Here is a 14,048-nt window from a genome sequence, read left to right on the forward strand (position 1 = left end):
ATGACCGACGAGCAGATCGAACGGCACGACTACGACGTCGTCGTCATCGGCGCCGGCGGCGCGGGGCTGCGCGCCGCGATCGAGGCCCGGCTGCAGGGCAAGCGCACCGCGATCATCTCCAAGTCGCTGTTCGGCAAGGCGCACACGGTGATGGCCGAGGGCGGCTGTGCGGCGTCGATGGGCAACGCCAACCCGAACGACAACTGGTCGGTGCACTTCCGCGACACGATGCGCGGCGGGAAGTTCCTCAACAACTGGCGGATGGCCGAGCTGCACGCCACCGAGGCCCCGGACCGGGTCTGGGAGCTGGAGACCTACGGCGCGCTGTTCGACCGCACGAAGGACGGCAGGATCAGCCAGCGGAACTTCGGCGGGCACACCTACCCGCGGCTGGCGCACGTCGGCGACCGCACCGGGCTGGAGCTGATCCGCACCCTGCAGCAGAAGGTCGTCTCGCTGCAGCAGGAGGACTTCGCCGAGACCGGCGACCACGAGTCCCGGATCCGGGTGTTCCACGAGTGCACCATCACCGAGCTGTTCACCACCGCCGACGGCGACGGGCCGCCCGCGATCTCGGGCTGCTTCGGCTACTTCCGCAACGACGGCCGGTTCGTCCGGTTCGACGCCCCGGCGATCGTGCTCGCCACCGGCGGCGTCGGGAAGAGCTACTCGGTCACCTCGAACTCCTGGGAGTACACCGGTGACGGCCACGCGCTGGCCCTGCGGGCCGGCGCGACCCTGATCAACATGGAGTTCCTGCAGTTCCACCCGACCGGGATGGTCTGGCCGCCGTCGGTGAAGGGGATCCTGGTCACCGAGTCGGTCCGCGGCGACGGCGGCGTGCTGCGCAACTCCGACGGTGTGCGGTTCATGTTCGACTACATCCCGGACGTGTTCAAGGAGCAGTACGCGACCTCGGAGGAGGAGGGCGACCGCTGGTACACCGATCCGGACAACAACCGGCGCCCGCCGGAGCTGCTGCCCCGGGACGAGGTGGCCCGCGCGATCAACTCCGAGGTCAAGGCCGGCCGGGGGACCCCGCACGGCGGCGTCTACCTCGACGTGTCCACCCGGCTCAAGCCGGAGGAGATCCTCAAGCGGCTCCCGTCGATGCACCACCAGTTCAAGGAGCTGGCCGACGTCGACATCACGTCCGAGCCGATGGAGGTCGGCCCGACCTGCCACTACGTGATGGGCGGGGTCGAGGTCGAGCCGGACACCGCGATGTCGCGGGTGCCCGGCCTGTTCGCGGCCGGTGAGGTCGCGGGCGGGATGCACGGTTCCAACCGGCTCGGCGGCAACTCGCTGTCCGATCTGCTGGTCTTCGGCCGCCGGGCCGGGCTGCACGCCGCCCGGCACGCCGACCGCGGCCGGCCCGCGGTGCAGGAGCCCGACGTGGCGGAGGCCCTCCAGCGGGCCCTGCTGCCGTTCTCCACCTCCACCGAGGGCGGCGAGAACCCCTTCGTCGTCCAGCAGGAGCTGCAGAAGACGATGCACGAGCTGGTCGGCATCATCCGCAAGGGCGACGAGATGGAGCTCGCGCTCAAGAAGCTGGAGGACATCGCCACCCGGACCCGCACCGTCTCGGTGGAGGGCCACCGCCGGTTCAACCCGGGCTGGCACCTCGCGCTGGACCTGCGGAACATGCTGCTGGTCTCGTTGTGCGTGGGGAAGGCGGCCCTGGAGCGCCAGGAGTCGCGCGGCGGCCACACCCGCGACGACTATCCGGTGATGGACTCCGACTGGCGGCACGTGCTGCTGGTCTGCAGCGCACTGGGTGAGGACGGGATCGAGCTCACCCGCCAGGAGCAGGTCCCGATGCGGCCGGACCTGTTCGACCTGTTCGAGCTCGACGAGCTGAAGAAGTACTACACCGGCGAGGAGCTGGGCGGCCACCGCGCGGGCACCGGCTCCGGTTCCGGGGAGGGCCAGGCATGACCAGCACCGAGAAGGGCACCCACCTCCAGCACTTCCGGGTCTGGCGCGGTGACGAGACCAAGGGCGAGCTCGTCGACTACCCGGTCGAGGTGAACGAGGGCGAGGTCGTCCTCGACATCATCCACCGGCTGCAGGCCACCGAGGCGAACGACCTCGCGGTGCGCTGGAACTGCAAGGCCGGCAAGTGCGGCTCCTGCTCGGCCGAGATCAACGGCCGGCCCCGGCTGCTGTGCATGACCCGGATGAACACCTTCGCCGAGGACGAGATCGTCACGGTGACGCCGCTGCGGACGTTCCCGGTGATCCGGGACCTGGTGACCGACGTGTCGTTCAACTACACCAAGGCCCGGGAGATCCCGTCGTTCACCCCGCCGGAGGGTCTGGAACCGGGGGAGTACCGGATGCAGCAGGTCGACGTCGAGCGGAGCCAGGAGTTCCGCAAGTGCATCGAGTGCTACCTGTGCCAGAACACCTGCCACGTGGTTCGTGACCATGAGGAGAACAAGGAGGCGTTCGCCGGGCCGCGGTACCTGATGCGGGTGGCCGAGCTGGACATGCACCCGCTCGACGCGCACGGCAACCGGGCCGCCGAGGCGCAGGAGGAGCACGGGCTGGGCTTCTGCAACATCACCAAGTGCTGCACCGAGGTCTGCCCCGAGCACATCAAGATCACCGACAACGCCCTGATCCCGATGAAGGAACGGGCGGTCGACCGCAAGTACGACCCGCTCGTGTGGCTGGGGGACAAGATCTTCCGCCGCAAGGACTCCTGATCCGGCCCGGCGGGTGACCGATCGGCACCCGCCGCCCGGCACCCGGGTCCACGGCCCCCGGACGACGTCGTCCGGGGGCCGTTCCGTGCCCGCACCCGGCTTGACGACCGGAGCCAGACCTGGGGCCGGGCTGGCGATCCTGGACAAGGAACGCCCGCAGCAGCAGGTCGCCGAGATCGGGCACGTGATCGGCGACGTGACCGGGCGGACCGCGATCGTCGTCGACGACATCATCGACACCGCGGGCACGCTGTGCGCGGCCGGCGAGGCGGTGATGCGGGCCGGCGCCCGGCGGGTGTTCGCCGCGGCCACCCACGCCCCGTTCTCCGGGCCCGCCTACCAGCGGCTCGCCGGTGCGCCGTTCGAGCGGATCGTGGTCACCGACACGATCCCGCTGCGGCCTGGCGCCCCGCCGAACGTCGACGTGGTGTCCTGCGCGCCGCTGCTCGCCGACTCGATCCGCCGGATCTTCACCGACGACTCGGTCAGCGAGGTCTTCGGCGGCAACAACCACCCGTTCTGAGCGCACGCCGGGAGGCGGACCGATGGGCCCGATCAGCACGCTCTGCGTCTTCTGCGGCGCCAACCCCGGCCGGGTCCCGGCCCACGTCGCCGCCGCCCGCCGGCTCGGCGCGCTGCTCGCCGACGCGGGCATCGGGTTGGTCTACGGCGGCGCGAGCGTCGGCACGATGGGCGAGCTCGCCGACGCGGCGCTGGAGCGCGGTGGCCGGGTGGTCGGGGTGATCCCGGAGCACCAGGTGGCCGACGAGATCGCCCACGACGGCCTGACCGAGCTGCACGTCGTCGGGTCGATGCACGAGCGCAAGGCGATGATGGCCGAGCTGTCCGACGGCTTCGTGACCCTGCCCGGCGGCATCGGCACGCTGGAGGAGTTCGCCGAGGCGCTGACCTGGTCGCAGCTGGGGCTGCACGCCAAACCGGTCGGGCTGCTGAACACCGCCGGGTACTACCGGGACCTGCTGGCGTTCTTCGACCACGCCGTCGCCGAGGGGTTCCTGCGGGCCGCGGACCGCGCGCTGGTCCGCTCGGGGCCGGACCCGGAGACCCTGCTCGCCGAGCTGCGGGCCGCGCCCGCCCCGGCGGACCGGCGCTGGCGGCCGGTCGGCGACGACCGCTGAGCCGGGCTCAGCCGCCCATCGAGCGGCGGATCTCGGCCAGCCGGTCCGCGGCCTTCCGCTCCCGGTCGGCGAACGCGTCCTGCGCCTCCTGCGCCTTCCCGTCGCCGCCGGCGAGCTCCTCCGCGGCGGCCGCCGTCGCCGCCCGGCCCTCGATCCGGTCGCGGACGTACTCGAACGTCGGCACGCCGTCGTCGGTGTAGTCGGTGGCAGGCTGCTGCCCGCCCGGCACCGGCGGCGGTGGTGTGGGGTCGTTCATGCGGCCTCCTCGGTGGCGGGGTCCCGACGGTACCGGGGACACTGCCGGGCGGCAGCCACGACGAGTTGCGCGCATGGGAAGCAGCACCGTCGGGAAGCGGCACCGATGAGAAGCGGTGCACCGGGCGGTCGGAGGAGCATGACGACGTTCGCGCTGGTCCCCGGTGCCGGGACCGACAGCTGGTACTGGGGCCCGCTGGCCCGCGCGCTGACCGCGCGCGGGCACCGTGCGGTGCCGGTCGATCTCCCGTGCGACGACGACGGCGCGCACCTGGGGGACTACGCCGACGCCGTCGTCGCCGCGGTCCGCGCCGCCGGGCCCGACCCGGACGACCTGGTCGTGGTCGGGCACTCGTTCGGCGGGTTCACCGCGCCCCTGGTCTGCGACCGGATCGCCGTCCGCGAGCTGGTGCTCCTCACCGCGATGGTGCCGGCGCCGGGGGAGTCCGGCTCGGACTGGTGGGCGGCGACCGGGCACCGCGCGGCGTTCACCGAGCAGCTGGCCCGCGACGGCCGCGATCCCGACGACGTCGTCGCGCTCTACTACCACGACGTCGCCGAAGAGACCGCGAACGAGGCGCTGCGACACGAGCGCGGGCAGTCGTCGACCGCGTTCGAGCAGCCCTGGCCGCGGGACGGCTGGCCGCCGGTCCGCACCCGGTTCCTGCTGTGCCGCGAGGACAAGCTGTTCCCGCCGGCGTTCGTCCGGACGCTGCTGGCCCGCCGGCTGCGCGGCGTCGTCCCGGAGATGATCGCCGGATCGCACCATCCGATGTTGTCGCACCCCGTCGCGCTGGCCGGGGTGCTCACGGCGGGATGATGCCCGGGTGGCGCGCACGCGGATCCGGGAGCTGGTGGTGGTGCACGACGCGACCTGCGCGCCCTGCTCGCGGATCGCCCGCGAGCTGCCCGGCTGCGTGACCGTGCGGGTCCGGGCCCGGTCCTGCCGGGAGCCGCGGCTCGCCGAGATCTACCCGAACCTGCCCGCCGCGGTCGCCGCCTGCCGGGCACCGGCGGTCGGCGTGCTCCGCACCGACGGGCGGGTCCGCTGGTGGGTCGGGCTGCGCGGGGTGCTCGGGCTCGCCCCGGTGCTGCGCCCGGGTGCGCTGCCGGTGGCGGTGCGGCTGCTGCGCGAGGCGGCCACCGCCCGCCGCTGACCGGGGCGGCGACTAGCGTGGTCGGCGTGACGATCTCGGGGTACGGGTCGTGGCCGACACCGGTCACGTCCGAACTGGTGGTGACGGCCGCGGTGCGGCTCGGCGACGTCCGTCCGGACGGCGCGCCGGGAACCGAGGGCACCGGGGTGATCTGGGCCGAGGGCCGGGCCGCCGAGGGCGGCCGGATCCAGCTGGTGCGCCGCTGCGACGACGGCAACCGCACCGACCTGCTGCCGGCCGGCGCCAACGCGCGCACCGCCGTGCACGAGTACGGCGGCGGGGCGTGGTGGCTGGACCCGGGCAGCCCCGGCACCGTGTTCTACGTCGAGTGGGCCGACCAGCGGCTGTACCGGCTCGACCGCGGCGGCGCCCCGGTGCCGCTGACCCCGGAGCCGGCGGTGCCGCGCGGCGACCGCTACGCCGACGGCGACGTCGCCGCGGACGGCACCTGGCTGGTCGCGGTCCGCGAGCACCACCCGTCGCCGGGCTGCCCGGCCACCGACGTCGTCAACGAGATCGTCCGGCTCGACGCGCGGGCGCCGTCGGAGCCCGACGTGCTGGTCACCGGCCCGGACTTCGTCGCGGCGCCGCGGATCTCACCGGACGCGACCACCCTGGCCTGGCTGTCCTGGAACCACCCGTCGATGCCGTGGGACGACGTCGAGCTGACCGTGCGCGATCTCGCCACCGGCACCGACACGGTCGTCGCGGGCGGGCCGGGGGAGTCGGTCACCGAGCCGCAGTGGCAGCCCGACGGGTCGCTGACCTTCCTGTCCGACCGCACCGGCTGGTGGAACCTCTACCGCTGGCTGCCCGGGAACGACATCGAGTCGCTGGTCCGGATCGACGCCGAGATCGGCGTCCCCGGCTGGACGCTCGGCGGCTCCCGCTACACCTTCCTCGACGACGGCCGGATCGTGTTCGCCCGGTCGTCGAACGGGTTCGACGCGCTCGTCGTCCGCGAGACCAGCGGGACGATCACCGAGCTGGAGACCCCGTTCTCGGCGGTCGCCTCGGTGCGCGCGGACGGCCCGCACGCCGTCGTCTGCGTCGCCGGCAGCCCGACCGCGGAGCCCGGGGTGCACCGGGTCGTCCCGGCGCCCGCGGCGGCCGGCGAGCCCGGCGCCGTCGGGATGCAGGTGCTGCGCGCGCCGCGCGACCTGGGCCTGCACCCGGAGACGATCTCGGTGCCCGAGTCGATCCGGTTCGCCTCGACCGACCGGGACGGCGCACCGCGCACCGGGTACGGGCTCTACTACCCGCCGCTCGGCGCGCACGACGCCCCCGAGGGGGAGCTGCCCCCGCTGCTGGTGGTGATCCACGGCGGCCCCACCGGGGCGGCGGTGCCGGTGCTGAACGTCGGCGTCCAGTACTGGACCAGCCGCGGGTTCGGCGTCGTCGACGTCGACTACGGCGGCTCCACCGGCTACGGCCGCGCCTACCGGGAGGAGCTGAAGGGCGCCTGGGGGATCGTCGACGTCGCCGACTGCCTGGCCGCGGCCCGCACCCTCGCCGGCACCGGCCGGGTCGACCCGGCCCGGCTCGCGATCCGCGGCGGTTCCGCGGGCGGGTTCACCACGCTCGCTGCGCTGGCCCGCAACGACACCCCGTTCTCCGCGGGGGCCGACCACTTCGGCGTCGCCGACCTGGCGGCGCTCGCCCGGGACACGCACAAGTTCGAGTCCCGCTACCTCGACGGCCTGGTCGGGCCGTACCCGCAGGCCCGCGACATCTACACCGAGCGGTCGCCACTCACCCACGTCGGGACGTTCTCCACCCCGCTGATCGTGCTGCAGGGCGACGAGGACGCGATCGTCCCGCCGAACCAGTCCGAGATGATCGTCCGGGCGCTGCGCGAGCGCGGGGTCCCGGTGGCCTACCTGCTGTTCCCCGGCGAGCAGCACGGGTTCCGGAAGGCGGAGAACATCCGCCGGGCGCTCGACGCGGAGCTGGCGTTCTACGCCCGGATCTTCGGCTTCGAGCTGCCGGCGGCGGAGGGCATCGAGCCGGTCGAGATCGAGAACCTCTGAGCGCCCGCCGCGGACCGGCTCACAGCAGGCCGTGGACGCGGGCGTTCGTGATCACCTGCGCCCGGTTGCGTGCCCCGAGCTTCTGCATCACGTTCTGCAGGTAGGTCTTGACGGTGTTCGGCGACAGGGTGAGCGCGGTGGCGATCTCGGCGTTCGTGTGGCCCGACGCGACGAGGCGCAGCACGTCGTACTCCCGGGCGGTGACCGGTGCGGCGGCGGGCGGGGCCGTGCGGTAGCTGCCGGTGCGGGCGACCTCGCGCAGCGCGTCGCGCAGGGTGGTGCCGGAGGCGTCCTTCACGACGAGCCCGCAGGCGCCCGCCGCCAGCGACGGCCCGACCGCCGCGTGCTCCGGGAACGCGGTGAACAGCAGGATCCGGGCGGCCGGCGCGATGGCCCGCAGCCGGGGCACGACGTCGACCGCCAGGCCGTCGGGCAGCCGCAGGTCCAGCAGCACCACGTCCGGACGCAGCCGGGCGGTGGACCGCACCGCCTCCGCGCCGTCGCCGGCGTGCCCGACCACCCTGATGTCCGGGTGCCGGGTGAGCTGGGTGATCACGCCGTCCCGGACGACCGGATGGTCGTCGACGACCAGCACCCGGATGCCCGGCGCGCTCAGCACGGCAGCTCGATCCGCCAGGTGGCCCCGCCGTCCGGTTCGGAGGTGATCCGGACGCTCCCGCCGAGCCGGCCCGCGGCGTCGGCGCTGCTCGTCAGCCCCAGCCCCGGCCGGTGGCCGGGCGGCAGCCCGACGCCGTCGTCGGTCACCGCGACGACGATCCCGCCGCCCGGCCGCTGCCCGGCGGTGACGACGACGGCGGACGCCATCGCGTGCTTCTCGACGTTCAGCAGCGACTCGCGCACGGCGCCGACGACGACGTCGGTCCGGTCGGGGGTCAGCACCGGCGGGTCGTCGAGGACGACCAGCTCGGCCGGGATCCCGGTGCGGTCGGCGAAGGCGGCGCAGTCCGCGCGCAGCGTCACCGACAGGGCCAGCGCGGCGGGGGAGGCGCGCAGCGTGCGCAGCGAGTCGCGCAGCGCCGTCGACGCCTGGTCCGCCTGACGGCGGAGCCGGTCCAGGCGGTCGGTCAGCTCGGGATCGTCGCCTGCGGCCTCGGCCAGACCGGCCATCCCGGACCCGATCGCGAACAGCAGCGCGCCGACGCTGTCGTGCAGCTCGGCGGCGAGCCGGCTGCGCTCCTCGTGCACGGCCACCTCGCGGGCCAGCCTGCTGCGTTCGGCGACGGCGATCGCGAGCGCGGCCTCGTCGGCGACCGCGCGTACCCGGGTGACCGCCCGGTCGCCGAAGCTCCCGTCGGAGCGGGCGCCGACGGCGATCACGCCGTGCGTCCGCCCGTGCCTGCTGACCGGGACGGCGAGCAGCCGCCGGACCGCCTCGGCCTCGATGTGCGCGTCGAAGGTGTGGGTGATGCCCTTGGCCCGCAGGTAGTCCTCCACCGACGCCGGGCGGCCGGTGCCGTAGACCTTCCCGGTCAGGCCGTGACCGAGCGGCACCCGCAGGCCCCTGAGCAGGTCCGTCCGGTCGCCGCGGGTCTGCCCGAGGACCAGGCACGCGCCGGCCTCCGCCGGGTCGCCGCCCTCGGTGAGCGGCTCGGCGATCCACGAGACGTCCCCGTCGGCGGCGAGCTCGGCGAGCGCGGCGCGCATCGCCGCCCGGCGGTCGAGCAGCTCGACCAGGCCGCCGTGCGCACCGGCGACGGGGCCGAGAGCCGGAACGCCGCCCCTGCTGACCATGCCGCCCATTGAACGCCGCCGCCGGGCCTCAGTCACCGTCGAACCGGGAGATCAGTTCCCGGCGCATGATCTTCCCGGTCGAGGTCGTCGGCAGGTCGTCGACGAACCGGACGAGCCGCGGCCGCTTGTAGGCCGCCAGCCGCTCGCCCGCCCAGTCGATGATCTCCTGCGCGGTCGGTTCCGATCCGGGGGCCCGGACCACGTAGGCACACGCCAGCTCCCCGCGCACCGGATCGGGCACCGGCCCGACGGCGACCATCGCCACCGCCGGATGCCCGGCGAGCACCCGCTCCAGCTCCGCCGGGTACACGTTGTAGCCGCCGGTGATGATCATGTCCTTGCGGCGGTCGACGATGAACACGTGCCCGCTCGCGGCCATCGACGCCACGTCGCCGGTGTGCAGCCAGCCGTCCGGCTCGACCGCCTCGCCGGTGGCCGCCGGGTTGCCGTGGTAGCCGAGCATCACGATCGGGCCGCGCACCATCAGCTCCCCGGGGACGCCGAACGGGGCGTCCCGGGTGGTGTCCTCGAGATCGGCGATCCGGACCTGCACCCCGGGCAGCGAGACACCGATGGACCCGGGGACCCGGGGCGCGTGCAGGGCGTGGGTGGTGCCCAGCCCGGCGATCTCGGTCATCCCCCAGAGCTCGATCAGCGGTGCGCCGGAGCGCTGCTCCCAGCGTTCGATCGTGCTGACCGGGATGGTCTGGCCGCCCACCGTGCAGCGGGTCAGCGAGCCCAGCTCGGCCTTGTCCAGGGTGGGCTCGGCGAGCAGCATCGCGTACATCGCGGGCACCCCCTCGAAGAGCGTCGCCCGGTGCTCGCCGATCAGCCGCAGGGTCTCCGCCGGGGTGAACCGCTCCATCAGCACCACCGTGCCGCCGGCGAGGAACGTCCCGTTGATCACGACGTTGCCGTACACGTGCGGTGCGGGGAGCGCGGTGACGACGACGTCGTCCGCGGTGCGGCCGTGCATGGTCGCGGTCGCGGCGCAGTTGGTGAGCACGGCCCGGTGGCTCTGCACGGCGCCCTTCGGGTGGCCGGTGGTCCCCGAGGTGTAGCCGATGGTCGACGCGGAGTCCGGATCGGTGCTGATCCGCGGCGCGTCACCGGTGCAGGCGAGCACCTCGGCGAAGGCGGTCACACCGTCGGCCGCCGGTCCGTCGCCGAACCCGACCACGTCGGTCAGCTCCGGGAGGTCGCGGGTCAGCCCGACGAGTGTCGCGGCGTGCTCGGCGCTGGTGAACACCACCGCGGCCGAGCAGTCCCCGAGCACGAACGCCAGCTCGGACGGGGTGAGCATCACGTTCACCGGGTTCACCACCGCGCCCGCCCGGAGCGCGCCGTGGTAGGCCACCACCCACTCCCAGCGGTTCTGCGCGTACAGCGAGACCGGCTGCCCCGGTCGCACGCCGCGACCGGACAGCCACGCCGCGACCCGGTCGGCGAGCCGGTCGAGCTCGGTGTAGCCGAGCGTGCGCGTCGCCGTGACCAGCGCCGGCTTGTCTGCGAACCGCGCCGCCGCAGCGGGCAGGATGTCCCCTGGACCGTTCACCGTGACTCCGACCTCTCCGTCGAGACGAGCGGTGAGCACACCGGAACTACGGGTGTCCGGGCACCCCCGAACGGGTGTGGTGGTGACCGGAACGCCCGGACCGGTTTCCGGTCGCTAGCGTGTGACCGGTGGGGGCAGGGCACTTCGTCGCGAGGGTCGGGCTCGATCCGGCGGCACCGGAGCAGGGCTACCCCTTCGACCTGCCGGTGACCCGGTGGCTGCGCCGGAACCCGATCCTGTTCCGGCCGGGGGTCACCTTCCTGGTCGGCGAGAACGGCTCCGGCAAGTCGACGCTGGTCGAGGCGCTCGCGGTGGCGATCGGGCTGAACCCCGAGGGCGGCTCGAAGTCCTTCGCGTTCGCCACCCGGGCCAGCGAGTCCGAGCTCGGCGCGCACCTGCGGGTGGCGCGCCGGCCTGGCCGGGAACGGACCAGCTTCTTCCTGCGCGCCGAGTCGTACTACAACGTCGCCACCGAGGTGGAGCGGCTCGACAAGATCCAGCCGCTGCTGCCGGCCTACGGCGGGTCCGGGCACGAGCGCTCGCACGGCGAGTCGTTCCTTGCGCTGCTCACCCACCGGTTCGGCCCGCGCGGGCTCTACCTGCTCGACGAGCCGGAGGCGGCGCTCTCGCTGACCGGTGCGCTCGCGGTGCTGCAGCGGGTGGCGGAGCTGACCGCGCAGGGCGGCCAGTTCGTCGTCGCCACCCACTCGCCGGTGCTGCTCGCGCTGCCCGGCGCGACGATCCTGGAACTCACCGGGGACGGCGTCCGCAGGGTCTCCTACGACGACGCCGCCCCGGTCAGCCTCACCCGGGCGTTCCTGGACGATCCGCAGGCGTTCCTGCGGCACCTGGGCTGAACCGTCGGCTCAGAGCACGGCGCCGGCGCCACCGACCTGCCCGGTGTCCGTGGTCTTCGGCGCGGCCGGCCCGCGGGTCAGCCGCTTCTCGACCAGCCGGGACACCCCGGACAGGATCAGGCACAGCCCGATGTAGATGATCGCGATCACGATGGCGACCTGCAGGATCGGCGCCCCGAGCTGGTTCTGGCTGCCCAGGAAGCGCGCCTGGTAGAGCAGTTCCGGGTACAGGATGATGAACCCGAGCGCGGTGTCCTTCAGGACCACCACGAGCTGGGACAGGATCGTCGGCAGCATCGAGCGGACGGCCTGCGGGAGCAGCACGTTCGTCATCACCTGGGTCTTGCGCAGGCCCAGCGCGTAGGCGGCCTCCCGCTGCCCGCGGGGCACGGCGTTGACCCCGGCCCGGAACACCTCGGCGAGCACCGAGCCGTTGTAGAGCATCAGGCCGATGACGACCGCCCAGAAGGCAGAGATCTCGATGCCCAGGCCCTGGGACATCCCGAAGTACAGGATGAAGATCAGGATCAGCAGCGGGATCGCGCGGAAGAGCTCCACGATCGCGGTCGCTGGGCCGCTGACGAGCCGGTGGTCCGACAGCCGCCCGGCGGCGAACACCGCACCGAACAGCAGCGACAGCACGGCGGCGACCAGGAAGGCGCTCACCGTGTTCCACAGCGCGTCCAGCAGCAGGTACTGGATGTTGATGTAGGTGATCCACTCCCACATCCGCGCCGAGAACGCACCGGCCTCGGCGAACCGCCACCCGACGAACCCGAGGAACGCGAGCAGCGCGCCGACCCCGACGACACTGAGCGTCCGGTTGCGGGCCCGGGCGACCGGACCGGGGACGTCGTACAGGACCGAGCTCATCGGAGCACCTCCGGGAACCGGGCGGGCGGGGAGATCGCACGGGGTGGGCGGGTGCTCATCGCGACGAGCTCCAGCGGGCGTCGAGCCGGCGCTGCAGCAGCGTCAGCGGCGCCACGAGCAGCACGAAGAACAGCGCCACCCAGAGCAGCCCGACCAGCACGTTGTAGCCGCGCTCGGACAGGGTGGCGTAGATCCCGCCGGCGTTGAACACGGCGAAGCCGGACGCGATCGTGGTGTTCTTCAGCAACGCGATCTGGATGTTCGTCATCGGCGGGACGGTGGCCCGGATCGCCTGCGGGAGCACCACCTGGCCCAGTGTCTGGGTGAACGTGAACCCGAGGGCCCGGGAGGCTTCGGCCTGCCCGACCGGCACCGTGTTGATGCCGGACCGGACGACCTCGCAGACGAACGCTGCCGTGTAGAGCGTCAGTCCGATGCAGGCGAGGGTGAAGAACGAGAGCTCGACCAGCTCGAGCCGCGGGTAGGCGAAGGCGAAGAAGAACAGCACCAGGGTGAGCGGTGTGTTCCGCAGGATCGTCACGTACACGGAGCCGAAGCCGCGCAGCACCGGTACCGGGCTGACCCGCATGCCGGCGATCAGCGTGCCGACGATCAGCGACCCGATCGAGGCCACCACGAACAGCCCGAGCGTGCCCCCGAACCCGCGGACGTACACGTCCAGGTTGTCCAGCAGGACGTTCACCGAGCTACCCCCTACTCCAGTCGAGCCGGCCCGGCCCCGGCGCGTCCTGCGCCGGGACCGGGCCGTGCGTCATCGGCTCAGTACCGGTCGATCGCCGGCGGGGTGCCCGGGGTGCCCGAGGCGCCCAGGGTGCCGTCGTAGATGGTCTGCCAGGTTCCGTCGTCGAACGAGGCCTGCAGCAGGTCGTTGACCTTGGTGCGGAACGCGTCGTCGTCCCGCGGGACGCCGATGCCGTAGGGCTCGTCGGAGAACGTCTCGCCGACGACCTTCAGCTGCTCCGGGTTCTGCGAGGCGAAGCCGAGCAGGATCGCGTCGTCGGTGGTGACGGCGTCGACCTGGCTGTTGTTGAGCTGGTCCACGCACTGCGAGTAGGTCTGGAACTCGACGATGTTGCCCGGCTCGGTGAGGCCCTCGTCGCGCACGCGCTGGATCGGGGTGGAGCCGGTGACCGAGCAGACGATCTTGCCCTGCAGCGTCTCCGGGCCGGTGATCTCGGTGTCGTCGGCGCGCACCAGCAGGCTCTGGCCGGCGACGTAGTACGGGCCGGCGAAGCCGACCCGCTGCTTGCGGTTGTCGTTGATCGTGTATGTGCCGACCATGTAGTCGATCTCGCCGCGCTCGATGACGTCCTCGCGCGCCGCGGACGGCACGACCCGGTAGTCGATCTGGTCCGGGCCGAAGCCGAGGCCGCCGGCGACCATCCGGGCGATGTCGACGTCGAAGCCGGAGAACTCACCGGTGGTGGCGTCCTGGAAGCCGAGGCCGGGCTGGTCGTCCCGGACCCCGATGACGACGCGGCCGCGCTGGGAGATCGCGTCGAAGGTCGGGGACCCCTCGACGGTCACGTTCTCCGCGACCGTCGGCTCGAAGCCGGAGTCCGTGCCCCCGCCGGGGGCGCCTTCCTGGCCGCAGCCGGCCAGCGCCAGGGTGGTGGCCAGTGCGGCCGCCACCAGCATGCGGGTTCTCTTCATGGTGGATCTCCACTCGTTCGGGGACGGATCGGGGTGCCGCGCGAG

General features: G+C 73.2%; 15 protein-coding genes. 8 read left to right on the forward strand and 7 right to left on the reverse strand.

Annotated elements, in window-relative coordinates; translation table 11 throughout:
* The 4 genes from ABZ881_RS06875 (at position 1) to ABZ881_RS06890 (ending at position 3,850) form a co-directional block, all read left to right on the forward strand.
* The gene (locus tag ABZ881_RS06875) at positions 1–1,938 is read left to right on the forward strand and encodes a fumarate reductase/succinate dehydrogenase flavoprotein subunit (RefSeq protein WP_358482571.1); all 1,938 of its coding nucleotides are present in this window, start codon (positions 1–3) and stop codon (positions 1,936–1,938) included.
* The gene (locus ABZ881_RS06880; protein WP_358482426.1) at positions 1,935–2,711 is read left to right on the forward strand and encodes a succinate dehydrogenase/fumarate reductase iron-sulfur subunit; all 777 of its coding nucleotides are present in this window, start codon (positions 1,935–1,937) and stop codon (positions 2,709–2,711) included. The genes ABZ881_RS06875 and ABZ881_RS06880 overlap by 4 nt, the downstream gene beginning before the upstream one ends.
* Positions 2,712–2,811: 100 nt before the next feature.
* Complete coding sequence (gene prs, locus ABZ881_RS06885; protein WP_358482427.1) at positions 2,812–3,234, forward strand: ribose-phosphate diphosphokinase; 423 nt, start codon at positions 2,812–2,814, stop codon at positions 3,232–3,234.
* A gap of 22 nt (positions 3,235–3,256) precedes the next feature.
* On the forward strand, positions 3,257–3,850 hold the full coding sequence (locus ABZ881_RS06890) for a TIGR00730 family Rossman fold protein (protein ID WP_358482428.1): 594 nt from the start codon (positions 3,257–3,259) through the stop codon (positions 3,848–3,850).
* Between the two features lie 7 nt (positions 3,851–3,857).
* Here the strand turns inward: ABZ881_RS06890 and ABZ881_RS06895 are convergent, their stop codons facing one another.
* Positions 3,858–4,106, reverse strand: a complete 249-nt coding sequence (locus ABZ881_RS06895; protein ID WP_358482429.1) for a hypothetical protein — start codon at positions 4,104–4,106, stop codon at positions 3,858–3,860.
* Positions 4,107–4,244: 138 nt separating this feature from the next.
* On the opposite strand from ABZ881_RS06895, the gene ABZ881_RS06900 reads away from it, so the two are divergent.
* The 3 genes from ABZ881_RS06900 to ABZ881_RS06910 are packed head-to-tail and all read left to right on the forward strand — an operon-like array spanning position 4,245 to position 7,292.
* Positions 4,245–4,925 carry an alpha/beta hydrolase gene (locus tag ABZ881_RS06900; RefSeq protein WP_358482431.1) on the forward strand — a complete coding sequence of 227 codons (681 nt, stop codon included), beginning with the start codon at positions 4,245–4,247 and terminating at the stop codon, positions 4,923–4,925.
* 7 nt (positions 4,926–4,932) lie between these two features.
* The gene (locus ABZ881_RS06905; RefSeq protein WP_344028121.1) at positions 4,933–5,262 is read left to right on the forward strand and encodes a hypothetical protein; all 330 of its coding nucleotides are present in this window, start codon (positions 4,933–4,935) and stop codon (positions 5,260–5,262) included.
* Between the two features lie 26 nt (positions 5,263–5,288).
* Complete coding sequence (locus tag ABZ881_RS06910) at positions 5,289–7,292, forward strand: prolyl oligopeptidase family serine peptidase (protein ID WP_358482433.1); 2,004 nt, start codon at positions 5,289–5,291, stop codon at positions 7,290–7,292.
* Between the two features lie 19 nt (positions 7,293–7,311).
* On the opposite strand, the gene ABZ881_RS06915 is transcribed toward ABZ881_RS06910, so the two are convergent.
* From ABZ881_RS06915 to ABZ881_RS06925, 3 genes are read right to left on the reverse strand one after another with little or no spacing between them, the layout of a single operon-like run.
* The gene (locus ABZ881_RS06915) at positions 7,312–7,911 is read right to left on the reverse strand and encodes a response regulator transcription factor (RefSeq protein ID WP_358482435.1); all 600 of its coding nucleotides are present in this window, start codon (positions 7,909–7,911) and stop codon (positions 7,312–7,314) included.
* Positions 7,905–9,044 (reverse strand): GAF domain-containing protein, encoded by a 1,140-nt coding sequence (locus ABZ881_RS06920; RefSeq protein WP_358482437.1) that lies wholly within the window; start codon positions 9,042–9,044, stop codon positions 7,905–7,907. Before ABZ881_RS06920 ends, ABZ881_RS06915 begins: the two co-directional genes overlap by 7 nt.
* A gap of 28 nt (positions 9,045–9,072) precedes the next feature.
* The gene (locus ABZ881_RS06925; protein ID WP_358482439.1) at positions 9,073–10,599 is read right to left on the reverse strand and encodes an AMP-binding protein; all 1,527 of its coding nucleotides are present in this window, start codon (positions 10,597–10,599) and stop codon (positions 9,073–9,075) included.
* Between the two features lie 128 nt (positions 10,600–10,727).
* Here ABZ881_RS06925 and ABZ881_RS06930 point away from each other — a divergent pair, with 128 nt between their 5' ends.
* Complete coding sequence (locus ABZ881_RS06930; protein WP_358482441.1) at positions 10,728–11,456, forward strand: AAA family ATPase; 729 nt, start codon at positions 10,728–10,730, stop codon at positions 11,454–11,456.
* 9 nt (positions 11,457–11,465) lie between these two features.
* Here the strand turns inward: ABZ881_RS06930 and ABZ881_RS06935 are convergent, their stop codons facing one another.
* From ABZ881_RS06935 to ABZ881_RS06945, 3 genes are all read right to left on the reverse strand, one after another.
* Positions 11,466–12,329 (reverse strand): amino acid ABC transporter permease, encoded by an 864-nt coding sequence (locus ABZ881_RS06935; protein WP_358482443.1) that lies wholly within the window; start codon positions 12,327–12,329, stop codon positions 11,466–11,468.
* Positions 12,330–12,384: 55 nt separating this feature from the next.
* On the reverse strand, positions 12,385–13,032 hold the full coding sequence (locus tag ABZ881_RS06940; protein ID WP_358482444.1) for an amino acid ABC transporter permease: 648 nt from the start codon (positions 13,030–13,032) through the stop codon (positions 12,385–12,387).
* 77 nt (positions 13,033–13,109) lie between these two features.
* The gene (locus ABZ881_RS06945) at positions 13,110–14,003 is read right to left on the reverse strand and encodes a glutamate ABC transporter substrate-binding protein (protein ID WP_344028095.1); all 894 of its coding nucleotides are present in this window, start codon (positions 14,001–14,003) and stop codon (positions 13,110–13,112) included.
* Between the last annotated feature and the right edge of the window lie 45 nt (positions 14,004–14,048).

The sequence above is a fragment of the Pseudonocardia sp. NPDC046786 genome, assembly GCF_040645415.1.
In the GTDB taxonomy this organism is placed as follows: Bacteria; Actinomycetota; Actinomycetes; order Mycobacteriales; family Pseudonocardiaceae; genus Pseudonocardia; species Pseudonocardia kongjuensis.

What these genes read in the sequence shown, in the direction of transcription:
- ABZ881_RS06875 (WP_358482571.1), top strand. Translation starts at nt 1, where the DNA reads ATGACCGACGAGCAGATCGAACGGCACGACTACGACGTCGTCGTCATC.
- ABZ881_RS06880 (WP_358482426.1), top strand. Translation starts at nt 1,935, where the DNA reads ATGACCAGCACCGAGAAGGGCACCCACCTCCAGCACTTCCGGGTCTGG.
- ABZ881_RS06890 (WP_358482428.1), top strand. Translation starts at nt 3,257, where the DNA reads ATGGGCCCGATCAGCACGCTCTGCGTCTTCTGCGGCGCCAACCCCGGC.
- ABZ881_RS06895 (WP_358482429.1), bottom strand. Translation starts at nt 4,106, where the DNA reads ATGAACGACCCCACACCACCGCCGCCGGTGCCGGGCGGGCAGCAGCCT.
- ABZ881_RS06900 (WP_358482431.1), top strand. Translation starts at nt 4,245, where the DNA reads ATGACGACGTTCGCGCTGGTCCCCGGTGCCGGGACCGACAGCTGGTAC.
- ABZ881_RS06920 (WP_358482437.1), bottom strand. Translation starts at nt 9,044, where the DNA reads ATGGTCAGCAGGGGCGGCGTTCCGGCTCTCGGCCCCGTCGCCGGTGCG.
- ABZ881_RS06935 (WP_358482443.1), bottom strand. Translation starts at nt 12,329, where the DNA reads ATGAGCTCGGTCCTGTACGACGTCCCCGGTCCGGTCGCCCGGGCCCGC.
- ABZ881_RS06945 (WP_344028095.1), bottom strand. Translation starts at nt 14,003, where the DNA reads ATGAAGAGAACCCGCATGCTGGTGGCGGCCGCACTGGCCACCACCCTG.